At 72.8% G+C, this 22,015-nt stretch carries 23 protein-coding genes; 18 read left to right on the forward strand and 5 right to left on the reverse strand.

Annotated elements, in window-relative coordinates:
- Positions 1-61: 61 nt before the first annotated feature.
- From Q8R60_12610 to Q8R60_12620, 3 genes are all read left to right on the forward strand, one after another.
- Positions 62-349: a hypothetical protein gene (locus tag Q8R60_12610; protein ID MDP3713312.1), complete on the forward strand. Its 288-nt coding sequence runs from the start codon at positions 62-64 to the stop codon at positions 347-349.
- A complete protein-coding gene (locus Q8R60_12615; GenBank protein ID MDP3713313.1) occupies positions 346-750 on the forward strand; it encodes a hypothetical protein in 405 nt (134 codons plus the stop codon). Before Q8R60_12610 ends, Q8R60_12615 begins: the two co-directional genes overlap by 4 nt.
- Before the next feature lie 105 nt (positions 751-855).
- Complete coding sequence (locus Q8R60_12620) at positions 856-1,818, forward strand: metallophosphoesterase (GenBank protein MDP3713314.1); 963 nt, start codon at positions 856-858, stop codon at positions 1,816-1,818.
- Here the strand turns inward: Q8R60_12620 and Q8R60_12625 are convergent.
- Both Q8R60_12625 and Q8R60_12630 read right to left on the reverse strand, forming a co-directional pair.
- A complete protein-coding gene (locus tag Q8R60_12625; protein MDP3713315.1) occupies positions 1,815-1,997 on the reverse strand; it encodes a hypothetical protein in 183 nt (60 codons plus the stop codon). The two genes, Q8R60_12620 and Q8R60_12625, sit on opposite strands and share 4 nt — an antisense overlap.
- 33 nt (positions 1,998-2,030) lie before the next feature.
- Positions 2,031-2,477 carry an ArsI/CadI family heavy metal resistance metalloenzyme gene (locus tag Q8R60_12630; GenBank protein ID MDP3713316.1) on the reverse strand — a complete coding sequence of 149 codons (447 nt, stop codon included), beginning with the start codon at positions 2,475-2,477 and terminating at the stop codon, positions 2,031-2,033.
- Positions 2,478-2,580: 103 nt separating this feature from the next.
- On the opposite strand from Q8R60_12630, the gene Q8R60_12635 reads away from it, so the two are divergent.
- The 12 genes from Q8R60_12635 (at position 2,581) to Q8R60_12690 (ending at position 16,112) form a co-directional block, all read left to right on the forward strand.
- Positions 2,581-2,934, forward strand: a complete 354-nt coding sequence (locus tag Q8R60_12635; GenBank protein MDP3713317.1) for a metalloregulator ArsR/SmtB family transcription factor — start codon at positions 2,581-2,583, stop codon at positions 2,932-2,934.
- Between the two features lie 184 nt (positions 2,935-3,118).
- Positions 3,119-3,475, forward strand: coding sequence for an Rv2640c family ArsR-like transcriptional regulator (locus tag Q8R60_12640; GenBank protein ID MDP3713318.1), 357 nt, complete (start codon positions 3,119-3,121; stop codon positions 3,473-3,475).
- Entirely contained in the window at positions 3,475-4,239 is a 765-nt protein-coding gene (locus Q8R60_12645) for an aquaporin (protein ID MDP3713319.1), read from the forward strand. The genes Q8R60_12640 and Q8R60_12645 overlap by 1 nt, the downstream gene beginning before the upstream one ends.
- A complete protein-coding gene (locus tag Q8R60_12650) occupies positions 4,236-4,625 on the forward strand; it encodes a heat-shock protein HtpX (GenBank protein MDP3713320.1) in 390 nt (129 codons plus the stop codon). Before Q8R60_12645 ends, Q8R60_12650 begins: the two co-directional genes overlap by 4 nt.
- 164 nt (positions 4,626-4,789) lie before the next feature.
- A complete protein-coding gene (gene pstS / locus Q8R60_12655; protein MDP3713321.1) occupies positions 4,790-5,893 on the forward strand; it encodes a phosphate ABC transporter substrate-binding protein PstS in 1,104 nt (367 codons plus the stop codon).
- Positions 5,894-5,982: 89 nt separating this feature from the next.
- The gene (pstC, locus tag Q8R60_12660) at positions 5,983-7,002 is read left to right on the forward strand and encodes a phosphate ABC transporter permease subunit PstC (protein ID MDP3713322.1); all 1,020 of its coding nucleotides are present in this window, start codon (positions 5,983-5,985) and stop codon (positions 7,000-7,002) included.
- Positions 7,002-8,066, forward strand: coding sequence for a phosphate ABC transporter permease PstA (gene pstA / locus Q8R60_12665; GenBank protein MDP3713323.1), 1,065 nt, complete (start codon positions 7,002-7,004; stop codon positions 8,064-8,066). Before pstC ends, pstA begins: the two co-directional genes overlap by 1 nt.
- Positions 8,067-8,079: 13 nt before the next feature.
- On the forward strand, positions 8,080-8,856 hold the full coding sequence (gene pstB / locus Q8R60_12670; GenBank protein MDP3713324.1) for a phosphate ABC transporter ATP-binding protein PstB: 777 nt from the start codon (positions 8,080-8,082) through the stop codon (positions 8,854-8,856).
- 146 nt (positions 8,857-9,002) lie between these two features.
- Positions 9,003-9,218: a hypothetical protein gene (locus Q8R60_12675; protein MDP3713325.1), complete on the forward strand. Its 216-nt coding sequence runs from the start codon at positions 9,003-9,005 to the stop codon at positions 9,216-9,218.
- Between the two features lie 88 nt (positions 9,219-9,306).
- Positions 9,307-13,098 carry an AMP-binding protein gene (locus tag Q8R60_12680; GenBank protein ID MDP3713326.1) on the forward strand — a complete coding sequence of 1,264 codons (3,792 nt, stop codon included), beginning with the start codon at positions 9,307-9,309 and terminating at the stop codon, positions 13,096-13,098.
- Between the two features lie 59 nt (positions 13,099-13,157).
- Positions 13,158-14,384 carry a M1 family metallopeptidase gene (locus Q8R60_12685; protein MDP3713327.1) on the forward strand — a complete coding sequence of 409 codons (1,227 nt, stop codon included), beginning with the start codon at positions 13,158-13,160 and terminating at the stop codon, positions 14,382-14,384.
- A 120-nt stretch (positions 14,385-14,504) separates the two neighbouring features.
- Positions 14,505-16,112: a DUF839 domain-containing protein gene (locus Q8R60_12690; GenBank protein MDP3713328.1), complete on the forward strand. Its 1,608-nt coding sequence runs from the start codon at positions 14,505-14,507 to the stop codon at positions 16,110-16,112.
- A gap of 52 nt (positions 16,113-16,164) precedes the next feature.
- On the opposite strand, the gene Q8R60_12695 is transcribed toward Q8R60_12690, so the two are convergent.
- Positions 16,165-16,695, reverse strand: coding sequence for a 4'-phosphopantetheinyl transferase superfamily protein (locus tag Q8R60_12695; protein ID MDP3713329.1), 531 nt, complete (start codon positions 16,693-16,695; stop codon positions 16,165-16,167).
- A gap of 31 nt (positions 16,696-16,726) precedes the next feature.
- The gene (locus tag Q8R60_12700) at positions 16,727-17,347 is read right to left on the reverse strand and encodes a PhoD-like phosphatase N-terminal domain-containing protein (protein MDP3713330.1); all 621 of its coding nucleotides are present in this window, start codon (positions 17,345-17,347) and stop codon (positions 16,727-16,729) included.
- A 183-nt stretch (positions 17,348-17,530) separates the two neighbouring features.
- Between Q8R60_12700 and Q8R60_12705 the strand changes: the two genes are divergently transcribed.
- Both Q8R60_12705 and Q8R60_12710 read left to right on the forward strand, forming a co-directional pair.
- On the forward strand, positions 17,531-19,135 hold the full coding sequence (locus Q8R60_12705) for an alkaline phosphatase family protein (protein MDP3713331.1): 1,605 nt from the start codon (positions 17,531-17,533) through the stop codon (positions 19,133-19,135).
- A 3-nt stretch (positions 19,136-19,138) separates the two neighbouring features.
- Positions 19,139-20,116, forward strand: a complete 978-nt coding sequence (locus Q8R60_12710) for a glycerophosphodiester phosphodiesterase family protein (GenBank protein ID MDP3713332.1) — start codon at positions 19,139-19,141, stop codon at positions 20,114-20,116.
- A 134-nt stretch (positions 20,117-20,250) separates the two neighbouring features.
- On the opposite strand, the gene Q8R60_12715 is transcribed toward Q8R60_12710, so the two are convergent.
- Positions 20,251-21,489, reverse strand: a complete 1,239-nt coding sequence (locus Q8R60_12715; protein ID MDP3713333.1) for a hypothetical protein — start codon at positions 21,487-21,489, stop codon at positions 20,251-20,253.
- A 35-nt stretch (positions 21,490-21,524) separates the two neighbouring features.
- Here Q8R60_12715 and Q8R60_12720 point away from each other — a divergent pair, with 35 nt between their 5' ends.
- Positions 21,525-21,968, forward strand: a complete 444-nt coding sequence (locus Q8R60_12720) for an SRPBCC family protein (GenBank protein MDP3713334.1) — start codon at positions 21,525-21,527, stop codon at positions 21,966-21,968.
- Positions 21,969-22,015 lie beyond the last annotated feature (47 nt).

Consider the following 22,015-nt stretch of genomic DNA (forward strand, 5'->3'; position numbering starts at 1 on the left):
TGTCCACAGGGGCTCGCCGGCAGCCCCGTCGGCGTGTCACACTTCCAGTCATACTCTGGAGGTGGCGATGTCCGAGGCGAGCAGCGAGACCTCCGCCGACGAGCGCTTCGGTCGGCGCACCGTGTCGATGCCCCAGTCGGTGCTCGTGCGCGTCGACCAGCGGGTCGCCAGTCGCGAGTTCTCGGCCTACGTCACGGAGGCGGTCCGCCGACAGCTCGAGCGCGACGACCTGCTGGAGCTGATCGCGGAGTTCGGCCCCTCCGACCCCGAGGCCGATGCGATCGCGGACGCCCGCCTGGAGGCCGCCCTCGCGGAGGCGGGGGTCGTCACCGACCACGGTGCGCAGTGAGGCAGGGCACCCCCTTCCGGACGCTGCTCCTCGACGCGGAGGGCGTCTCTGCCGTAGCAACCCGCCACCTCACCGTGCGGAGGTACCTCGCGGCTGCGGCCGCCCACAGCGCCCGGGTTGCCGCCCCCTGGACCGTGCTGGCCGAGACGCTGCACGGCAGCGGTCGGCGGGCCCGCGAGCACGCCGTGAGCCGGCTGTCCCTCGTCGAGCTCACCGCGGACCACTACCGCGACGCCGCCCGCCTCATGGACCGCGCGTCTCTCGGCGGCCGCACGATCGACGCCCTGGTGGTCGCGGCGGCGAGGACCTGCGAGAAGCCCGTCGTGATCGTGACCAGTGATCCCGGCGACATCAAGGCGCTCATCCGGGGGGAGCCCGGTATCGCCGTGGTGGCGGTCTGACCGTCACCGGTCCGCCGCAGGTCGTTCACCTGCGATCGGCGTACGCGACGTATGGGCTCGCCAGGGTCGGGGCGACCCGTCAGCCCGCGTCCCCGGAGGACCGCCGTGCCCCGCCTGCTGCTCCCGCTGTTCACCGCCGCCGTCAGCACCGTCGTCGTCTCGCTCACCTCAGCCCCCGCGGAGGCCGGCGCGCCCGACAACCGCTCGGCCGCACCGCTCGAGATCGCGCTCATCGCAGACACGCCCTACGGCGACGCGCAGCGCGCGGCCTTCCCGGCACTGGTCGACGACATCAACGCCGACCCGCAGGTGCGGATGGTCCTGCACGCCGGCGACATCAAGAACGGTTCGTCGACCTGCTCCGACGAGCGCTTCGCCGACCTCGCGCAGCTCTACGGCACCTTCGCCGACCCGTTCGTCTACACGCCCGGCGACAACGAGTGGACCGACTGCCACCGCCCCGCCGCCGGCCGCTACCTCCCGACGGAGCGGCTCGCGGCGGTGCGTTCGGTCTTCTACCCCGAGGCCGGCCAAACGCTGGGCCGACGCACGATGACGGTGACCACGCAGGCCACTGACCCACGCTTCTCGGCGTACGTCGAGAACACCCGCTTCACCCGCAGCCGTGTGGTCGTCGCGTCCGTGCACGTCGTGGGGAGCAGCAACGGCCTCGACCCGTGGTCGGGTCTGGTCGGGGGCGACCGGCCCGCGGAGCGGCTCGCGGAGTTCGAGTCGCGGCGGGCGGCGGCCCTCGCCTGGATCGACGAGGCGTTCGACAGCGCCGTGCGTGAGGACTCCGCGGGGGTCCTGCTGATGATGCAGGCCGAACCGGTCGGTGACGGGATGACCGAGGTCCGCGCCCGCATCGTCGAGCGGGCCCTCGCCTTCGGACGCCCGGTCCTGCTGGTGCACGGCGACGAGCACCGCTACGAGCAGGAGCCGACGTACGCCGGAGTCTCCAACCTCACCCGGCTGGAGACCTTCGGCGACACCGCATCGTCGTGGCTGCGCCTGACGGTCGACCCGCGCAGCCCGTCGGTCTTCTCGTGGGCTCCCCAGGACGTCTAGCAGCAGACGTAGCCGGGGCCGAGCTGGCCCTTGCGCAGCCACTGCACCACGGCCGAGGCCGTGCGTCGCAGCACGGACGGACGGCAGCAGTCGGCGAGCTGCTGGAGGCGGTCGAGGCAGGCCCGGGCCCGCAGTGCGCGGACGTGCTGACCGGCGAGGGCTGTCGTGAGGTCGTTCATGGCGGTGCTCCGTTCGGTAGGTGTGGGGTCAGATCAGCAGCAGGCGGCGGCGGGTTCCTGGGAGCCGCAGCAGGCGGTCTCGTCCGCGGCAGTGCGGGGGCTCTCGCCGAACGCGTCGGTGTCGGCGAGGACCGTGTAGACCTCCCAGCGCTCGCCGTCGGGCGCGGTCGCCCAGACCTTGTCCTGCGTCGCGAAGCAACAGGTCTGCCCGATTTCGGTCGCCTCGACGAGCCCGGCATCACCGAGGCGGGCGATCTCGCCGAGGACCTCGTCGGAGGTCGCCACCTCGACGCCGAGGTGATTGAGGGTGCCGCCCTGGCCGGGGTTCTCGAGCAGGACGAGCTTGAGCGGCGGCTCGCTGACCGCGAAGTTGGCGTAGCCGGGCTTGCGCTTCGCCGGCTCGGTCTTGAGCAGGGCGCTGTAGAAGGCGACGGCGGCGTCGAGGTCGTCGACGTTGAGGGCGAGCTGCACGCGGGACATCCCGGGTCTCCTGTCTGGAAGGCATCGACGTCTGTCGATGCGGGAACAGTGGCAGTTCTATCGAGACTTGTCAATACTCATGAGAGTCGATGTCATGGACGGCATGCCCCGCGAGCTCCCCGTCCTCGACCAGCCCGACGTGCAGGCCTGCTGCGCCCCGCTGCGCACGGCCGCGCTGTCGGTCGTCCAGGCCCCCGAGCTGGCCCGGCGCTTCGCCGCGCTCGGCGACCCGGTGCGACTGCGGCTGCTGTCGCTGCTCGCCACCGCGCCCGGCGGCTGCGTCTGCGCCTGCGACCTCGTCGAGCCGCTCGGCAAGAGCCAGCCGACGGTCAGCCACCACCTCAAGATCCTGCGCGAGGCCGGCCTCGTGACCTCGGAGAAGCGCGGCGTCAACGTCTGGTACGCCGCCGTCCCCGCCGCCCTCGAGTCGCTGCGCACCGCCCTCGGCACGACCTGACCCCCGCCGTCGCACCCGCCAGCCCGCCCGCCCCCACACCCCCGCTTGTACGCGGCTGTCGGCCCTACCCGCCCCCGTAGCGCCGACACCGGCGCACAGGAGGGGTGGGGATCGGCGCGTGGGACGGGGGCATCAACGCGGACTGATTTGACGGATGTCGAAGAAGAGCCGCACCCTGTACGACGTGCCCCGCGCCCTCCCGCTGCTCGACGCGACCCGCCCCGTCAGCTGCGCCCCGCTGGCCGCCGGAGCCCTCGACACCGCCGCCGCGACCCAGGTCGCGGTGCGACTCAAGGCGCTCGCCGACCCCGCACGCGTCCGGCTGATGAGCCTGCTGCTCGCGAGCGGCACCGACGGCGTCTGCACCTGCGACCTCGCCCCCGCCCTCGGCCTGTCCGAGCCCACGGTGAGCCACCACCTCAAGACGATGCGCGCGGCCGGCCTCGTCACGAGCGAGCGCCGCGGCCTCAACGTCTACTACCTCCCGCAGCGCGACGCCCTCGGCGCGCTGTGCCGCGTCATCGACCCGGAGTGCTGCTGATGGCCACCCGCACCGCACCTGCCCGAGCCGCCCAGGCGCCCGGCGACCAGCTGCCCGAGCGCTCGGGGGAGGCGCAACCGACGGAGCCTTCCGTCGTACCCCCGTCGCTGGCGCAGAAGGCGCTCGCCGAGCTGGTCGGGTCGGCGCTGCTCGCCGCCACCGTCGTCGGCTCAGGCATCGCGGCCACGCAGCTCACCGACGACGTCGGCCTGCAGCTGCTGGTCAACGCCCTCGTCACCGGCGCCGCCCTCGTGGCGCTGATCTTGGCCCTCGGCCCGGTCAGCGCGGCGCTCAACCCGGTCGTGACGCTCGTCGAGCGGGCCCTCGGCGCGATCACCACCCGCACCGCGACGGTCCTCGCCACCGCGCAGGTCGCCGGTTGCGCGGTCGGCGTCGTGGTCGCCAACGTGATGTTCGAGCTGCCGGCCGTCGCCGTCAGCGAGACCGACCGCAGCACCGCAGGGCTGCTGACCGGCGAGGTCGTCGCCACCTTCGGCCTCGTGCTCGTCGTCTTCGGCGTCCTGCGCAGCCGCAACGCCGCCCACATCGCCTATGCCGTCGGCGGCTACATCACCGCGGCCTACTGGTTCACCAGCTCGACGAGCTTCGCCAACCCGGCCATCACCCTCGGCCGAACCCTGTCCGACACCTTCGCCGGCATCGCGCCCGCCAGCGTCCCCGCGTTCGTCGTGATGCAGCTCCTCGGTGGCACGCTGGCCCTGCTCACCGTCATGGCCCTCTACCCCCGGGACGCCCGCTCGTGACCACGATCCTGTTCGCCTGCATCCACAACAGCGGCCGCTCCGTGGCCGCGCAGCTCCTTGCCCAGCACCTGGGTGGGGACAGGGTCACCGCGGTCAGTGCCGGCTCACAGCCCGGCGACGGCGTCAACCCGGCGGTCGCCCTGGTGCTCGAGGAGCGCGGCCTCACCACCCACGGCCACGTCCCGACGCTGCTGACCCACGACGGGGTCCAGCAGGCCGACGTCGTCGTCACGATGGGCTGCGGCGAGACCTGTCCCGTCTTCCCCGGGAAGACCTACGAGGACTGGTTGGTCGCCGACCCGAAGGGCCAGGACCTCGACACGGTCCGCGCGATCGTCGACGACGTCGAGGCGAGGGTCCGCGACCTGCTCCAGCGGGTGCTGTGAGCCAGTTCACCTGACGTCCACGCTCAGCCTGCCGTGGGGCCACCAGACGTCCCACCCGCGTTCACCTGCTGTTCACCGTGATCCCGGTGAACGGCCATGTCGCCTTCCTACCGTCGGTGTCGACTCCGCCCGTTGAGCGGACCACCCACCAGGAAGGACTCCCCGTGAAGATCTCGCGGTCCGGCAAGGCTGCTGGCCTCGTCATCTCCGGCGCCCTCGCCCTCGCTGCCTGCGGCAGCGACACCCAGACCACGACCGGCGCCACCCCGACCGGCTCGTCGTCCACGGCCGCCATCGACTGCGGCAGCGGCGACCTCAAGGGCGCCGGCTCGTCGTTCGCCAAGAACATCGTCGCGCAGTGGATCAAGGACTACGCCGCGGCGTGCGGCACCGCCAAGGTCGACTACCAGGGCGTCGGCTCCGGCACCGGCATCAAGCAGTTCACCGCCGGCACCGTCGACTTCGCCGGCTCCGACGCCGCGTTGAAGGACACCGAGCAGGCCGACGCCACGAAGCGCTGCGGTGGCGCCCCCGCCCTGCACCTGCCCGTCACGGCCGGTGGCGTCGCCATCGCCTACAAGCTGCAGGGCGTCGACTCGCTCCAGCTGTCGCCGAAGACCCTCGCCGGCATCTTCCAGGGCACCATCACCACCTGGGACGACGCCGCCGTCAAGGCCGACAACCCCAGCGCCACGCTGCCGAGCACGAAGATCACCGCGATCCGCCGCAGCGACTCCTCCGGCACCACCGACATCTTCACGAAGTTCCTCGAGGCAACGGCCGGCGCGGACTGGACGCTCGGCTCCGGCAAGGAGGTCGACTTCCCCGCCGCCGTCCAGGGCGCCGCGAAGTCCGACGGTGTCACCCAGGCCGTCACCGGCGTCGAGGGCGCCGTGACCTACGTCGAGCTCTCCTTCGCCAAGGGCGCCGCCCTCGGCGTCGCCGCGGTCAAGAACGCCGGCAACGAGTACGCCGAGCTCAGCGCGGCCACCGTCACCAAGGCGCTCGAGTCCCTCACGGTCCCGACCGGCGACCTCGTCCTCGACTTCGACTACGCCGCGCTCGGTGCCGGCACCTACCCGCTGACCGGTGTCACCTACGCCGTCGTCTGCTCGAAGGGCACCGACGCCGCCAAGCTCGAGCTGCTGAAGAAGTTCCTCACCTACAGCGCCACCACGGGCCAGGCCGCGGCCGAGGGCCTCGACTACGCCCCGCTCCCGTCGAACCTCGCGACCGCCGTGACGACCGCCGTCGCGTCGCTCGCCTAGCACCCAGCAGCACCCGTCGCACGCCCCTCCCCGGCCCTCGCCGGGAGGGGCGTGCGCCGCGTCCGGGACCGAGAGGGAACACTGATCCCATGAGCACCGGCACCACGGGCATGCCTGCCCCGGGCACCGTCCCCGGTCCCGACCCGATCACGCCCTCGTCGACCAGCGGCGGCACCGCCCGCCGCGGCGACCGCGTCTTCCTCGGGCTGTCCGCGACGGCCGGCGTCTCGCTGCTGGTCATCATCGGCGCGATCACGGTCTTCCTGGTCAGCGAGGCCGTTCCGTCGCTGCAGAGCAACACCGTCAACTTCCTCACCGAGAAGCGCTTCCTGCCCGAGCCGGAGAGCCCCGGCCAGGAGGTCGTGTTCGGGATCGCGGCGCTCGCCTACGGCACCGTCGTCAGCTCGCTCATCGCGCTGCTGCTCGCGGTGCCGGTGGCGATCGGCGTCGCGCTGTTCATCACGCAGTACGCCCCCCGCCGCATCGCCGGCTTCCTCGGCTACCTCGTCGACCTGCTCGCCGCCGTGCCGAGCGTCGTCTACGGCCTGTGGGGCCTCGCCTACCTCAACTCCAAGATCATCCCGACATCGGACTTCCTCAACTCCACGCTGGGCTTCCTGCCCTTCTTCGGCGACACCGGCGGCGTCTACGGCCGCTCGCTGTTCCTCGCCGGCGTCGTGCTCGCGATCATGATCCTGCCGATCATCGCCGCGCTGTCGCGGGAGGTCTTCCTGCAGGTCCCGAGCGGCAACCGCGAGGCGGCGTTCGCCCTCGGCGCGACCCGCTGGGAGATGATCCGGATGGCGGTACTGCCCTTCGCCCGCCCCGGCGTCACCAGCGCGGTGATGCTCGGCCTCGGGCGGGCGCTCGGCGAGACCATCGCGGTCGCGCTCGTGCTGCTGTCCAACCCGGTCATCAGCGTGAAGGTCCTCGGCCCCGGCGGCGGCTCGATCGCAGCCAACATCGCCAACAAGTTCAGCGAGTACGGCGAGGTCGGCCGCGGCGCCCTCATCGCCTCCGGGCTGGTGCTGTTCGTCATCACGCTCGTCGTCAACCTCGCCGCCCGCGGCATCGTCTACCGCTCGACCCGCAAGCTGAAGGTGACCTGATGGCGACGACGACGCTCGAGCCCGACACCCGCGGGTCGCTGCAGGGCGGTGGCCGCAGCCGCCCGATCGGGCGCAGCGCGCAGGGGCTGCTCGCCGCGGTCTCGCTCGCGGTCGGCGCCTCGCTGGTCGCCGTGCAGGGCGGCGGGGCGCTCGGCCTCGCGACCTTCGCCGCGCTCGCCTACTGCGTGCTGGTCACCGCCGCGTCCGCGGTCCTCGAGGGTCGGCGGCGGGCCGTCGACCGCTTCGCCGGCACCCTCATCGCGGGGTCGTTCCTCATCGCGCTGCTGCCGCTGTTCAGCGTGCTGTTCCTCGTGATCCAGAAGGGCCTCGCGCGCTTCGACCTCTACTTCCTCACCCACTCGATGGCCGGCGTCGGCCCGCGCGACGCGACCGGTGGCGTCTACCACGCGATCATCGGCACGTTGGAGCAGGTCGCGCTCGCCACCGTCATGGCGGTGCCGCTCGGACTGCTCGCGGCCGTCTACGTCGTGGAGTACGGCCGGGGTCGACTCGCCTCGCTGATCCGCTTCTTCACCGACGTCATGACCGGTGTCCCGTCGATCGTCGCCGGGCTGTTCCTCTACGCCTTCTGGGTGCTCGCGCTCGGCCAGGGCTTCTCCGGCTTCGCGGCCGCGCTGTCGCTGGCGATCCTCATGCTGCCGACGGTGGTGCGCGCGACCGAGGAGATGCTCAAGCTCGTCCCCGACGCGCTGCGCGAGGCCGCGCTGGCCCTCGGCGTCCCGCGCTGGAAGACCATCCTGCGCATCGTGCTGCCGACCGCGATGGCGGGCATCATCACCGGCGTGATGCTGGCTGTCGCCCGGGTCGCCGGCGAGACCGCACCGATCCTGCTGACCGCGCTGAACTTCGACTCGATCAACGTCAACCCGTTCAGCGGCCAGCAGGGCACCCTGCCGACCTTCATCTTCTCCCAGGCCGGAAACTCCCTGCAGGTCTCGATCGACCGGGCCTGGGCCGGCGCGCTCACCCTCGTCCTGCTCGTCATGTCCCTCAACCTCGTCGCCCGCGTGATCGCCTCGCGCTCGCGCGTCGTCTCCCGATAGGACCCCCGCACCCGTGGCCAAGCGCATCGAGAGCAAGGGCGTCAACGCCTACTACGGCTCGACCCATGCCATCGAGGACGTCTCGATGGTCATCGAGCCCAAGAGCGTCACGGCGCTCATCGGCCCGTCGGGCTGCGGCAAGTCGACCTTCCTGCGGACGCTGAACCGCATGCACGAGGTCATCCCCGGGGCCTACGTCGAGGGCAGCATCACCCTCAACGACGAGGACATCTACGGCCCCGGTGTCGACCCCGTGGCGGTCCGCCGCACGATCGGCATGGTCTTCCAGCGCCCCAACCCCTTCCCGACGATGTCGATCTTCGACAACGTCGCGGCCGGGCTGCGCCTCAACGGCATGAAGAAGAAGTCCGACCTGCAGGGCGCCGTGGAGCGCTCGCTGCAGGGCGCGAACCTCTGGAACGAGGTCAAGGACCGGCTCGACAGGCCCGGCGCCGGGCTGTCGGGCGGTCAGCAGCAGCGGCTGTGCATCGCCCGCGCGATCGCCGTCGAGCCGGAGGTACTGCTCATGGACGAGCCGTGCTCGGCGCTCGACCCGATCTCGACGCTCGCGATCGAGGACCTCATGACCGAGCTCAAGGACCAGTTCACGATCGTCATCGTCACCCACAACATGCAGCAGGCGGCCCGGGTCAGCGACACCACCGGCTTCTTCACCATCGACGGCCCCGGTCGCCCCGGCCGGCTGGTGGAGATCGACGAGACGCAGAAGATCTTCTCCAACCCGTCGGAGAAGCGCACCGAGGACTACATCACCGGCCGCTTCGGCTGAGCCGGTGACACGCCTCGTCCACGGCGTGTCGCAGGGACTCCCGGCGTGTCGAGGTGAACACGAGGTGAACACCCTTCCCCTTCCGGGCGATCGGGTGCAGTGTCTGACCCGAGAGCACCTGCACCCGGCCGCCACGTGGAGGCACGATGCACGGCAAGGACCCTGGCGAGGAGAAGCGGCACCTGGCCGCCGTCGAGAAGGACCTGGTCGCGGAGTTCGCCGCGGACCTCGACGAGGACACGGTCGTACGACGCTGGTCGGCGATCGTGCAGGAGTTCGACGGCGCACCGATCCGCGACTTCGTCCCTGTGCTGGCGCGCAAGCGGGCGCGGCAGGAGCTGCGGCAGGCCGTCAGCGCCTGAGCCCGCGCACCGCACCGGGATCGCACGGGCCGGTGTCGCCGGGGCGGTCGCGGTGACCACCGTCCTGCCCTCCACCGGGGTCCCCTCCGTGCTGCTCCGCGCTGAGCACGCGCCGCCGCCGCGCACGCTGCTCGACGTCCTCGACGCGACGACCGCCGCGCACCCGGACGCGGCCGCGCTCGACGACGGCACCACGTCGATGTCCTACGCCGAGCTGCAGGTCGCCATCGCCGAGGTCGCCGCGGAGCTGGCTGCGCGCGGGGTGGGCGGGGGCGACCGGGTCGGCGTCAGGCTGCCGTCAGGGACGGCTGGGCTCTACACCGCGATCCTCGGCGTGCTCGCGGTCGGTGCCTGCTACGTCCCCGTCGACGTCGACGACCCGGAGGACCGGGCCCGTCTGGTCTTCCGCGAGGCCGGTGTGAAGACGGTCCTCGGCGACGGCTGGACCGACGTGTCCAGCGCCCCCTCCGAGCCACGGCGGCCGGGCCTCGACGACGACGCGTGGGTCATCTTCACCTCGGGATCGACCGGCACCCCGAAGGGCGTCGCGGTGAACCACCGCTCGGCTGCGGCCTTCGTCGACGCCGAGGCGAGGCTGTTCTGCCAGGGCGAGCCGCTCGGGCCCGACGACCGGGTGCTCGCCGGGCTGTCGGTGGCCTTCGACGCCAGCTGCGAGGAGATGTGGCTGGCGTGGCGGCACGGCGCGTGCCTCGTCCCCGCACCCCGGTCGCTGGTCCGCAGCGGGATGGACCTCGGCCCGTGGCTCGTCGCGCAGGACGTCACCGTCGTGTCGACCGTCCCCACGCTGGCGGCGCTGTGGCCCGCCGAGTCGCTCGAGTCGGTGCGGCTGCTCGTCTTCGGCGGCGAGGCCTGCCCGCCCGAGCTCGCGGAGCGGCTCGCCGTCGACGGCCGCGAGGTCTGGAACACCTACGGCCCGACGGAGGCCACCGTCGTCGCGTGCGCCGCTCCCCTCGGCGGTGACGGGCCGGTCCGGATCGGGCTGCCGCTGGACGGCTGGGACCTCGCGGTCATCGGCCCCGACGGCGAGCCGGCCGACGAGGGCGAGCTCGTCATCGGCGGCGTCGGGCTCGCGCGCTACCTCGACCCGGCCAAGGACGCCGAGAAGTACGCCGCCCTGCCATCCCTGGGCTGGGACCGCGCCTACCGCAGCGGTGACCTGGTCCGCTTCGAGCCCGAGGGACTGCTCTTCCTCGGCCGCTCCGACGAGCAGGTCAAGCTCGGCGGCCGGCGCATCGAGCTCGGCGAGGTCGACGCGGCGCTGCAGGCGCTGCCCGACGTGGCGGGCGCGGCGGCCGCGGTCCGCACCACCAGCGGCGGTCACCAGGTGCTCGTCGGCTACGTCGTGACGACCGCCCCGCTCGACCTCCCCGCGGCGCTCGCGCGGCTGCGCGCTGCACTGCCCGCGGCCCTCGTGCCGGTGCTCGCCGAGGTCGACGAGCTGCCGGTCCGCACCTCCGGCAAGGTCGACCGCGCGGCGCTGCCCTGGCCGCTGGCCTCCGCCGGCGACGTCGACCTCGACGGCACGGCCGGCTGGGTCGCCGAGCAGTGGACCGAGGTGCTCGGCACGGCGGTGACGGGGCTCGACGACGACTTCTTCGCCCACGGCGGCGGGTCGCTCGCCGCGGCCCAGCTCGTCGCGGCGCTGCGGGTCCGCTTCCCCGAGGTCGCGGTCGCCGACGTCTATGCGAGCCCACGGCTCGGCGCGCTGGCCGCGCTGCTCGAGGCGATGGACCCGGTCGAGACCGCACCGGACCGGGTCGTGCGACCGGTGTCGCGCCGCGCCCAGGCGGTGCAGCTCGCCCTGTGGCTGGTCGTCCACGCGGTCACGGGGCTGCGCGCACTGACCTGGCTCGGCCTCGCCCTGCTCGGCCTCGACCTGCTCGGCGTCACCGTCCCGCAGGTCCCGGTTGCCGCGGTCGTCACCGGCGCCGTCCTGCTCGTCTCGCCACCCGGTCGCATCGGCCTGGCCGCGCTGTCGGCCCGGCTGCTGCTGCGCGGGGTGCGCCCCGGCGAGCACCCCCGCGGCGGGTCGGTGCACCTGCGGCTGTGGTGCGCGGAGCGCCTCGTCGAGGCGGTCGCGGCGCACGGCCTGGCCTGCGCACCCTGGGTCCCGCTCTACGCCCGGCTGCTCGGTGCGCGACTGGGACGCGACGCCGACCTGCACGCACTGCCCCCCGTCACCGGGATGCTCGAGCTCGGCGAGGGCGCGTCGGTCGAGCCCGAGGTCGACCTTGCCGGCCACTGGCTCGACGGCGACGTCCTGGACCTCGGGCCGGTCCGCATCGGTGCGGGCGCCCGGGTCGGCACCCGCAGCACCCTGCTGCCCGGCGCCGACGTCGGCGAGCGCGCCGTGCTGCTGCCCGGCTCCGCCCTCGACCGCGCCGTCCCCGCCGGGCAGACCTGGGCCGGCTCACCGGCCTCGAAGGTCGGACGCGGACGCCACCGCTGGCCCAAGGAGCGCCCACCCCGCGGTGCGGCCTGGCTGCTGCCCTACACCGCGACGGCAGCACTCATCGGTGGCCTTCCCGTGCTGTCACTCGCCGCCGCCCTCGCCGTGATCAGTCCGTGGTGGAGGAGCGCAGCGTCGTACGACGTCCTGGTCACCCGGGTGCTCGTCACCGCTCCCGTGGTCGCCGTCGTGGCCTTCGTCCTCCTCGCGGGCGCCGTGCTCGGGCTGGTGCGGCTGCTCGGGATCCGGGTCGCGCCGGGACACGCGCCGGTGCGCAGCCGGACGGGCTGGCAGGTGTGGGCGACGCTGCGACTGCTCGACGAGGCGCGAACCTGGCTTTTTCCCCTGTACAGCAGCCTGTTGACGCCGACCTGGCTGCGGCTGCTCGGCGCGAGGGTCGGCAAGGGCGTCGAGGTCTCGACCGCGCTGGTGCTGCCGACGATGACCACGATCGGCGACGGCGCGTTCCTCGCCGACGACACGATGGTCGGCGCCTACGAGCTGTCGGGTGGCTGGCTGCGCGTGGCCGCGACGAAGATCGGCAAGCGGGCCTTCCTCGGCAACAGCGGCATGACCGCGCCAGGCCGGCGGGTCCGCAAGGACGGCCTCGTCGCGGTGCTGTCGGCCGCGCCGGAGCGGGCCAAGCCGGGGTCGTCGTGGCTGGGCAGCCCGCCGGTGCGGCTGCGTCGGGTGGCGGCCGCGGCCGACGAGAGCCGCACCTTCGCGCCGCCGAGACGGCTCGTTGCGAACCGGGCCGTCGTCGAGTCGCTGCGGCTGGTGGCGGTCGCGCTGTCGGGCCTGCTGGGAGCAGGCGTGCTGATCCTGCTCGCCGTCGTGGGCGCCGACTCGTGGCTCGTCGCGGCCCTGGTCGCCGGGCCTCTGCTCGTCGCCGCCGGTGCCGTCGCCGCTCTGTCCGCGACCCTCGCGCACCGCCTCGTCATCGGGCGGGTCCGTCCGGGCGAGCACCCGCTGTGGAGCTCCTTCGTCTGGCGCAACGAGTTGGCCGACGCCTTCGTCGAGGTGGTGGCCGCACCGTGGTTCGCCCGGACGGCGACGGGCACACCGGTGCTCGTGCTGTGGCTGCGGACGATGGGGGCGCGGATCGGTCGCGGCGCCTGGTGCGAGACCTACTGGCTGCCCGAGGCCGACCTCGTCACCCTCGGCGCCGGGTCGAGCGTCGGGCGCGGCTCTGTCGTGCAGACCCACCTGTTCCACGATCGGGTGCTGGCCACCGACCGGGTCGTCGTGGGCGAGGGTGCGACGCTGGGGCCGCACAGCGTCGTCCTGCCCGCCGCCTCGCTCGGAGACCACGTGACCGTCGGCCCCGCCTCGCTCGTCATGCGCGGTGACCGGCTGCCCGCCGCCTCGCGCTGGCGCGGCAACCCGGTCGCGCCCTGGCACAGCCGTTGAGGCCTGACCGCCAGGTCCCTGACCGCTACGTCCCCGGCCGCGGGGACGACTCGTTCAGCGTGTCCCACTACGACCTCGACCTCGACCTGCGCGGCACCGGGTCGATCAGCGGTCGCGCCCGGCTCACCGTCACGGCTCGGGTCGACCTCACCTCGCTGACGCTCGACCTCGTCGGCCTCGGGGTCGACAAGGTCGCGGTCGGCGGTCGCGCCGCCCGGTGGCGCCACCGCGGCAGCCGCCTCGTCATCACGCCCGCCGCCCCGGTGGCCGCCGGCAGCCAGGTCCTCGTCGAGGTCCGCTACTCCGGTGAGCCGGGCCCGCAGCGCGGCCCGTGGGGGGAGGTCGGCTGGGAGGAGCTCACCGACGGGGTGCTCGTCGCTGGGCAGCCCGATGGCGCGCCGACCTGGTTCCCGTGCCAGGACGTGCCGGGCAGCAAGGCCACCTATGCGACCCAGGTGCGCGCCGACTCGACGTACTCCGTCGTGGCCCACGGGGTGCTCGCGCTGCAGTCGCGCGGCGGCAGTCGCACCACCTGGGTCTACGAGATGGCCGACCCCACCGCGACCTACCTCGCGACCCTGCAGGTGGGGCGCTACGAGCGGCTTGCCCTGCCGGGCTCGGACGTGCCCGTGACGGCCTGGGTGCCACCCCGATTGCATGGGCGCGCGACCCAGGACCTGCGTCGCCAGCCCGAGATGCTCGAGGTCTTCAGCCGGCTGTTCGGTCCCTACCCCTTCGCCGGCTACACCGTCGTCGTCACCGACGACGACCTCGAGATCCCCCTGGAGTCGCAGGGTCTGTCGGTCTTCGGCGCCAACCACGTCGACGGCGCGGGCGGGTCGGAGCGGCTGGTCGCGCACGAGCTCGCCCACCAGTGGTTCGGCAACAGCGTCGGGGTCGCGGCCTGGCAGCACGTCTGGCTCAACGAGGGCTTCGCCTGCTACGCCGAGTGGCTGTGGTCGCAGGAGTCCGGCGGGCCGTCGGCCGACGACCTCGCTCGCACGCACCACCGCCGGCTCGCGCAGGAGCCGCAGGACCTCGTGCTGTCCGACCCGGGTCCGGACCTGATGTTCGACGACCGGGTCTACACGCGCGGCGCCCTTGCCCTGCACGCCCTGCGGCGCTCGGTGGGTGACGGCGCCTTCTTCGACCTGCTGCGCGAGTGGACCGCCACCCACCGACACGGCACCGTCACCACCGACGACTGGCTGGCCCACGTCGGCCCTGCCGGGACCGCGCTCTTGCGTCCGTGGCTGGACGACACCGCGCTGCCGCCGATGCCCTGACGACACGACTTCGTCCGATGTTCACCGGCCGCTCCCTCAAGGTGGGAACGCCGTCGACCGGGCTCCCACAGCCTGTCCGTCGAACGGTCCCGACCGGGACCCAGGCTCACTGGAGCAGCTGTGCGCGCACGTCCCCTGTCCCTGGCGCTCGTCGCCTTCGCCACCGCGGGCCTCACGGCGCTCGCGACCTCCCCCGTCACGGCGGCGACGACGACGACCGCGACCGGCACCAGCACGAGCGTGTCGCCGTACGTCCTGCCCGTCGCCGACGGCGTCGGCATCACCAGCCTGTTCACCGTCGGTGACGACAAGGCCGCTGGCAACGGCTACGAGATGGTCGGCATCCCGGACGGCCTCGGCGCGTTCGCTCCGAAGGACGGCACGACGACCGTGCTCATGAACCACGAGCTGCGTCCCAACGCCGGCATCACCCGTCGGCACGGCGAGAAGGGTGCCTTCGTCTCCAAGCTCACCATCGACGACGCCACCGGCACCGTCCTCGCGGGCGAGGACTTCATCAAGCCCGGCGTGCAGTACTGGGACTACGCCAGCGACCGCTTCGCGGCTGCCCCCGTCGCTCCCGAGGACTACGTCACCAGCGGCCCGACCGACCTCAACCACAAGGCGGCCTTCGCCCGCTTCTGCTCGGGCTACCTCTCGGCCCCGGGTGAGCTCCAGGTCGGCAAGGGCGGACCGGGCTACGACGGCCAGATCTACTTCGCCAACGAGGAGACCGGCGACGAGGGTCGCGTCTTCGGTGTCACCGAGGACGGCCAGGCCTACCAGCTCCCGCGGCTCGGCCTGTTCTCCTGGGAGAACACGATCGTCGCGCCGACCAAGAGCCGCACGACCGTCGTCATGGGCAACGAGGACACCGCCGAGGGCGAGCTGTGGGTCTACGTCGGTCGCAAGGAGCACAAGGGCTCGCCGGTCGACCAGGCCGGTCTCACCAACGGCGACAACCACGTCATCAAGATCGACGGCGTGACCACGGACGCCGGCTTCCGCAGCACCTTCGGCAAGGGCGTCGCCGCGCCGTTCTCCCTGCAGGACATCGAGTGGGACCAGAGCGGCAAGGCGCAGAACGACGAATCGATCGCCGAGGGCGGCCTCGTCCTCAACCGCATCGAGGACGGCGCCTTCAACCCGGCCAACCCGCGTGAGTACTTCTTCCTCACCACCGAGGGTGGCGACAGGACCCCCTTCAACGGGGTCAGCCGTGACGGCGGTGGCCTGTGGAAGCTGACCTTTGCCAACGTCGAGCGTCCCGACCTCGGTGGCACCCTCGAGCTGGTCCTCGACGGCACTGAGACCTTCGCTGCCGGTGAGTCGGGTCTGAGCAAGCCGGACAACATGATGATCGACGCTGCCGGCAACCTCCTCATCCAGGAGGACCCGGGCGGCAACGACCACCTCGCGCGCATCCTGTCCTACCGCCTCACCGACGGCGCCCGTGGCGTCGTGGCTCGCTTCGACAGCGCGCTGTTCGGGCCGACCATCCCGACCGGCACGACGCCGGCGACCCGCGCCGTGCTGACCACCGACGAGGAGTCCAGCGGCATCATCCAGCTCTCCGACGGCAGCTACCTCTTCGACGCCCAGGTCCACACCGCGAAGGGCCTCGCGACGACGGGTGGCAAGGGATCGGCCGAGGAGTACGTCGAGCGCGGCCAGCTGCTGCGCATGACCGTCCCGAGCTTCAGCACGGTCTACACCGTCCTGCCGTAGCCCTGATCGGCCAAGGGGCCCCCGTCGCGACCGCGACGGGGGCCTCTGCGGTTCAGGCCCGGACCACCTTCAACAGCGGCGGTGCGGTAGCGAGAACAGCGGCGGCACAGACCCACGGCAGCGGTACCCCGACGTCGACGAGCTGGGCACCTCTGCTCGGCTCGCGACCCGCGGAGGCGGTCGGGTCGCCGACCACCACGGTGCGGGGATCAGTACGCAGCCCCTCCCCGGTGGCCTTGAGCACGGCCTCCTTGCGGGTCCAGAGGACCGCCCGATCGTGCGGGTCGTTGGCGGCCTCCCCGGGCCCGAGTGCCACGTCGTCGAAGCCCGCGAAGCGGATCGCGTCGAGGTGCTCGACATCGACGCCGACCGGGCCCTCGTCGCAGACCGCCACCACCGAGAGGCCGTGCGACTGCGAGGTGCTGACGTGATGTGTCGGGTGGTCGAGCACCGGCTTGCCGTGGGGGCGCTCGCAGTCGGGGCAGGTCCGGTCGAGGTCGGGGACGCGACCGAGCACCTCACGCAGGACGTCGGCGAGCAGGTCGCGCGGCGCCCTGTCGGTGGAGTGGACGACGAGCAGCACAGCCCGATCGTGTCAGGTGCGGTCGCGTCGCTCACGGGTGAGGAAGGCGGCCGCGACGAGGGCAGCGACGCCGACGTAGCCGGCGGGCTCGGGGAAGCCGGTTGAAGACGTCCTGCCACCAGGAGGTGCAGGCGACGTGGGCGACCGTCAGCTCGGTGATCTGGTCCGTCGGGCGAGGCGCGGTGCGGGTCCGGCCCACCGGGGAGCGGAACCCCAGCGCGGTGAAGGCGAAGTAGAGCGTCGTCGCGGCCGGCAGCCGGTCGGCGTCGACCTTGACGGTCCAGTCACGGGCCGCCGTCGTGCGGACCTTCCCCTTGCGGACCACCTGGGTCAGGGCCGGGTCGCGCGCGATGACCCACTGCACGTCGACGGCCTTGATGCCCTGCGGGTCGGCGACCCGGGTGGCGTCCCACCCGCGCGCGTCCGGGATCGTGACGCGGGTCCAGAGGATGACGCTGTCGGGCAGCGGGTCACCGGACATCACGCCGTGGCCGAAGGGCAGCAGCTCGACCGCGACCGGGTAGGTCCACCCCGCAGGGATCGCGCGGGAGTACCCGGCGGCAGAAGCCTCGCCGGTCAGCTGGGTCGCGAGCCCCGCGACAGCGACGGTCTTGAGGAAGTCCCTGCGGTTGACGCCGACCCTGGTGAACACGGTCCGACGGTAGGCAGCGAGGATGTCGGACAGGCGAACACCGGCAGACGTGATGACCACGAACGGTCGAGGAGACCGACGTCACGCGTGACCGCACCTCGCCGTTCACCCGGGGTTCGCCGACCGGACAGGTCGGGCACGGACCCTGGGACGTCCCAGCCCACCTTCACAACGGAGCCCCCCGTGGTCCTCGGAGCCCGTGTCCTGCGCTCCCGTCCCGCCGTCGCCGCCCTCGTGGTCGCGACCGGAGCAGCAGCCTGGACGGCTGCGCCCGCGCAGGCGGCCGACCCGCGGACGCGGGTGGTCGTCGTCGTCGTCGACGGGCTGCGCCCCGACGAGGTGGCGCTGATGCCGTTCCTGTCCTCGCTGGCCGCACAGGGCCGCTACTACACCGAGTCCCGGTCGGTGATGGTGGCGGAGACGATCCCGAACCACGTCGCGATGGTCACCGGCACCTACCCGGACCGCAACGGCATCGTCGCGAACGACTTCCCCGACTCCGGCACCGGCCAGGTGCTCGGCAACGAGTCGCCGTCGTTCCTGCAGAGCGACTCGCTCTTCACCCTCGTCGAGAAGCAGTGCCCGACCCTGTCGACGGCGTCGGTGACGAGCAAGGACTACCTGTTCGAGGTGATGTCGCACGACCGCACCGGTGACGGCAGGACCGACGCGGACTCCAACTTCGACAACACCAGCGACCCGACCTTCATCCCGGTCGCCGGCCTGACCCCGGACGAGCGCACCGTCGCCGAGGCGGTCACGGTCGTGGAGGAGCAGGACCCCGACTTCCTCTTCCTCAACCTCGGGTCGGTGGACCGCGTCGGTCACGTCGACGAGATCGGCGGCGTGACGTCGGCGCTGCCCACGGGCAGCCGACCGGCGGCCCGCGACGTGCAGCGGACCCTCACCGACACCTACCTGCGCACCTTCGTCGAGCAGCTCCGCAGCAGCGAGCGCTGGGCGGAGACCGCCGTCATCGTCACGGCCGACCACTCGATGGACTGGTCGCTGCCGACCGACACCGTGTCGCTGTCGGCCACCATGGAGGCCGACCCGCTGCTCGCCGGCGAGGTGGTCGTCGCGCAGAACGGCGGGGCCGCGCTCTACAGCCTCCTGAAGCGCAACGACCCCCAGGCGAAGGCCCGCCTGAAGCGGATGCGCGAGATCGCCATGGCCACCGACGGCGTGGACGAGGCCCTCTACCGCCAGCCCAACCCGCTCGACGGCGGCACCGCCCACTGGGTCGGGGCCGTGCACCCCGACTGGCACCAGACCGGACCGCGCTCCGGCGACCTGCTCGTGACAGTCGAGGACGGGCTGCGCGTCACCGAGCCGTCGTCGACCTCGAACCCGATCCCCGGCAACCACGGCATGCCCTCGACACTGCGGATCCCCGTCATCGTCAGCGGTGGCCTGCCGGTCGCCGCCGCGACCGTCGCCGGCAGCGCCGACCCCTTCGTGCGCGCCGCCGATCAGGCGGAGAACGTCGACGTGGCCCCGACGGCTGCTTGGCTGCTCGGGGTGGACCCCCCCGCCGGCGGCTTCGACGGTCGCGCGCTGTCGGAGGCCTTCCCGACCCGGCCGGCCGACAGCTGCATCAGCGCCCGGACCGCGACGCCGGGGACCGGCACCCCGCCCGCCGGCAGCCCGGTCCCCCCGGTCTCCGCTCCCGGCACCGGCTCGCTGCCCGTCACCGGCCTCACCGGCCTCCCACTCATCGGCGGCGTCCTGCTCGCCGCCTCGCTGGCCCAGCGACGACGTCGTCGTTGCACCAGCCGGGAGATCTGACCCGTGCGCACCCGCTCCCTGCTCGTCCTGCCACTGCTCGCCCTCGGGCTGCTCCTCGCACCGCAGGCCGGCGCCGTCCCGCTCGAGGCGCCGCTCGACAAGGCGCTGGTGCTCGCCCACCGCGGCGCCAGCTACGACGCGCCCGAGCACACCTTCCCGGCGTACGACCGGGCCGTGCAGGCCGACACCGACTTCCTCGAGTGCGACCTGCAGCTGACCAAGGACGGGGTGCTCGTCTGCATCCACGACACGACCGTCGACCGCACGACCGGCGCGCAGCACACCGGCCGCGTCGACGCCTACACCCTTGCGCAGCTGCGCGCGATGGACTTCGGCTCGTGGTTCAACACGACCAACCCGACCCGTGCGAAGCCGGAGTTCGCGAGGGCCCGCGTCGTGCCCTTCGAGGAGCAGCTCGCCTGCTATCGCAGGGTTGCGCCGCGCATGCGCTTCCACATCGAGACCAAGGCCCCGTCGGAGTACGCCGGCAAGCTCGAGTCCCAGCTGGTCAAGGTCCTGAAGAAGCATCGCCTGCTCTCGACCGGTGACGAGCTGACCTCGCGGGTCGTCGTCCAGAGCTTCGAGCTGTCGTCGCTGGAGGCCATGTCGAAGATCACACCGACGGTGCCGCGCGCGTTCCTCTTCGCCGTCCCGACCTCGCCGCAGCAGGCCCTCGCGCAGTTCCCGGACTACGTCGACATCGTCGCGCCCACCTACCAGTTCCTGCTGGCCCACCCGACCTTCACGACGCTCGCGCACGACGCAGGCCTGCCGGTGCACACCTACACCGTGGACCGCGAGCAGGAGATGGAGCAGCTGCTCGACCTCGGCGTCGACGGCATCTTCACCAACCGGCCCGACGTCCTGCGCCGCGTGATCGACAAGCGCGGCACGGGTGTCGCCGTCAAGGACCGCCCGCGCAAGCCGCTGACCGCCGGGTGCAAGGGCATCGCCGGCACCGTGCGCGGCCCGGTCCGCTGAGACCAGCTCCCCAGGGGCGCCCTGCTGTGCTCCTGCGTATCCTGCGTCCCCACGTCGGGACCGGCGCCGTCGCCGGTCGCTCGGTGAGCAGCCGACCGCAGGGCCCGCACCGGTAGGGGTCGCGCAGGTGACGCTCAGGCGCCGGGCCGGCGAACTCCCCGCCGCAGCCGAGCCGTGACGACCAGCCCGGCGATCGGGATGAGGGCCGCGAGCACGAAGCCGGGGCCGGCGTAGGGGACGGCGACACCCACGGCTCCACCCACAGCCCAGCCCAGCTGCAGCCCGGTCTCACTGCGGGCAAAGGCCGAGCTCGTCGACCGCGCCGGGACGTGGGTCTGCAGCGCGGCGTCGAGGCGGAACTTCGCCAGCGACGCCCCCAGACCGGTCACGCCCGCGGCGAGCGCCGCGTTGAGGGCGCTCGGGGAGAACGCCGCGATCAGGCAGACCGCGGCCGGCACCACGAGCGAGGTCAGCGTGATGCGGGTGACGACCCGCTCGGGCAGCCGGCTGGCCGCGAGCGTTCCGAGCAGCTGACCCACCACCGCACCGGACAGCACCACCGCGATCGTCGTCCCCGACACGTCGCGCTCGCGCAGCAGGAAGGCCAGGAAGATCGTGAGCATCCCGGCCAGCGCCCGCAGCGACACCGCCGCCACCAGCGGCCGCAGGACGACTGCAGGGGCAGACCTCAGGCGGTACGCCGAGGACGCCGGCGCGTCCGTCCGGTGCTCGTCCACGTGGTCGGGCAGGCGCACCGCGGCCACCGCCGCGACGAGCAGGACGAGCGCGCCCAGCCGCAGGGTCCACGCCCCGGAGCCGGTGACGGTGAGCAGCAGGGCACCGATCGCCGCCGCCACCGAGGCGCTCGCGACGCTCGCGATGTTGAGCCGGGCGTTGGCCTGCACGAGGGTCACCCGCTCGGGACGCACCCGTGCGACGGCCGCCGAGCGGGCGACGCCGTAGGCCCGCGACAGCACGAGCACCGCGAGTGCCGCGGGGTAGAGGGCGAGGCTCGCCAGCCACCCGGCCATCGACCAGGCGACCAGGCCGCGGACGCCGCAGGTCAGCGCGAGCACGTTGCGGCGACCGTGCCGGAAGCGGTCGAGCAGCGGGCCCGCGACGGGGACGAGGAAGGAGAACGGCAACAGGGTCAGCAGCAGGTAGAGCACGACCCGGCCGCGGGCCTCACCGAGCGGTACCTGGAAGAACAGGCTCCCGGCGAGGCTGACCGTGATGAGGGCGTCGCCCGCGGAGTGCAGCGCGTGCACCGACAGCAGGGCAGCCAGGCCGCTGTGGTCCGCGCCGTCGGCGTGCGCGGCCCGCCGCACGCGGGCGGCTGCGGCGCCCACGAGGCGTCCCGTCGTACCTGGCATGCCCTGAGCATGTCCCCTCGTCCTAGGGTCACGCCATGCCCCCCACCGCACAGCGCTCCGTGTCCGCCTCGATCGAGGTGGCGGCGCCGCCCGAGGCGGTCTTCGCGCTGCTCTCCGACCCGCACCGCCACCCCGAGATCGACGGCAGCGGCACCCTGCGCCGCACCCTGTCCGGTCCGCACCGCCTCGCTCTCGGCGACACCTTCGGCATGCGGATGCAGTGGGGACTGCCCTACGTCATGCGCAACACCGTGGTCGAGGTCGAGCCCGACCGGCTGATCGCCTGGCGGCACCCCGGTCGGCACCGCTGGCGCTACACCCTCGAGCCGACCCCGACCGGCACCCGCGTGACCGAGACCTTCGACTGGTCGACCACACCGCTGGCCCGCGTCCTCGAGCGGCTGCAGGTGCCGGCCCGCAACCTGCGCTCCATCGAGGCGACGCTGCAACGGCTGAAGGCGGTCGTCGAGCGGGGTTGACGACGTAGGTGAACGTCGTTATGTTATCGACGTTCATCTACTGGAGG

The organism is Mycobacteriales bacterium (genome assembly GCA_030697205.1).
GTDB lineage: Bacteria > Actinomycetota > Actinomycetes > Mycobacteriales > SCTD01 > JAUYQP01.

What these genes read in the sequence shown, in the direction of transcription:
- Q8R60_12720 (MDP3713334.1), top strand. Translation starts at nt 21,525, where the DNA reads ATGCCCCCCACCGCACAGCGCTCCGTGTCCGCCTCGATCGAGGTGGCG.
- Q8R60_12675 (MDP3713325.1), top strand. Translation starts at nt 9,003, where the DNA reads ATGCACGGCAAGGACCCTGGCGAGGAGAAGCGGCACCTGGCCGCCGTC.
- Q8R60_12715 (MDP3713333.1), bottom strand. Translation starts at nt 21,489, where the DNA reads ATGCCAGGTACGACGGGACGCCTCGTGGGCGCCGCAGCCGCCCGCGTG.
- pstA (MDP3713323.1), top strand. Translation starts at nt 7,002, where the DNA reads ATGGCGACGACGACGCTCGAGCCCGACACCCGCGGGTCGCTGCAGGGC.
- Q8R60_12645 (MDP3713319.1), top strand. Translation starts at nt 3,475, where the DNA reads ATGGCCACCCGCACCGCACCTGCCCGAGCCGCCCAGGCGCCCGGCGAC.
- Q8R60_12625 (MDP3713315.1), bottom strand. Translation starts at nt 1,997, where the DNA reads ATGAACGACCTCACGACAGCCCTCGCCGGTCAGCACGTCCGCGCACTG.
- Q8R60_12630 (MDP3713316.1), bottom strand. Translation starts at nt 2,477, where the DNA reads ATGTCCCGCGTGCAGCTCGCCCTCAACGTCGACGACCTCGACGCCGCC.
- pstC (MDP3713322.1), top strand. Translation starts at nt 5,983, where the DNA reads ATGAGCACCGGCACCACGGGCATGCCTGCCCCGGGCACCGTCCCCGGT.
- Q8R60_12635 (MDP3713317.1), top strand. Translation starts at nt 2,581, where the DNA reads ATGCCCCGCGAGCTCCCCGTCCTCGACCAGCCCGACGTGCAGGCCTGC.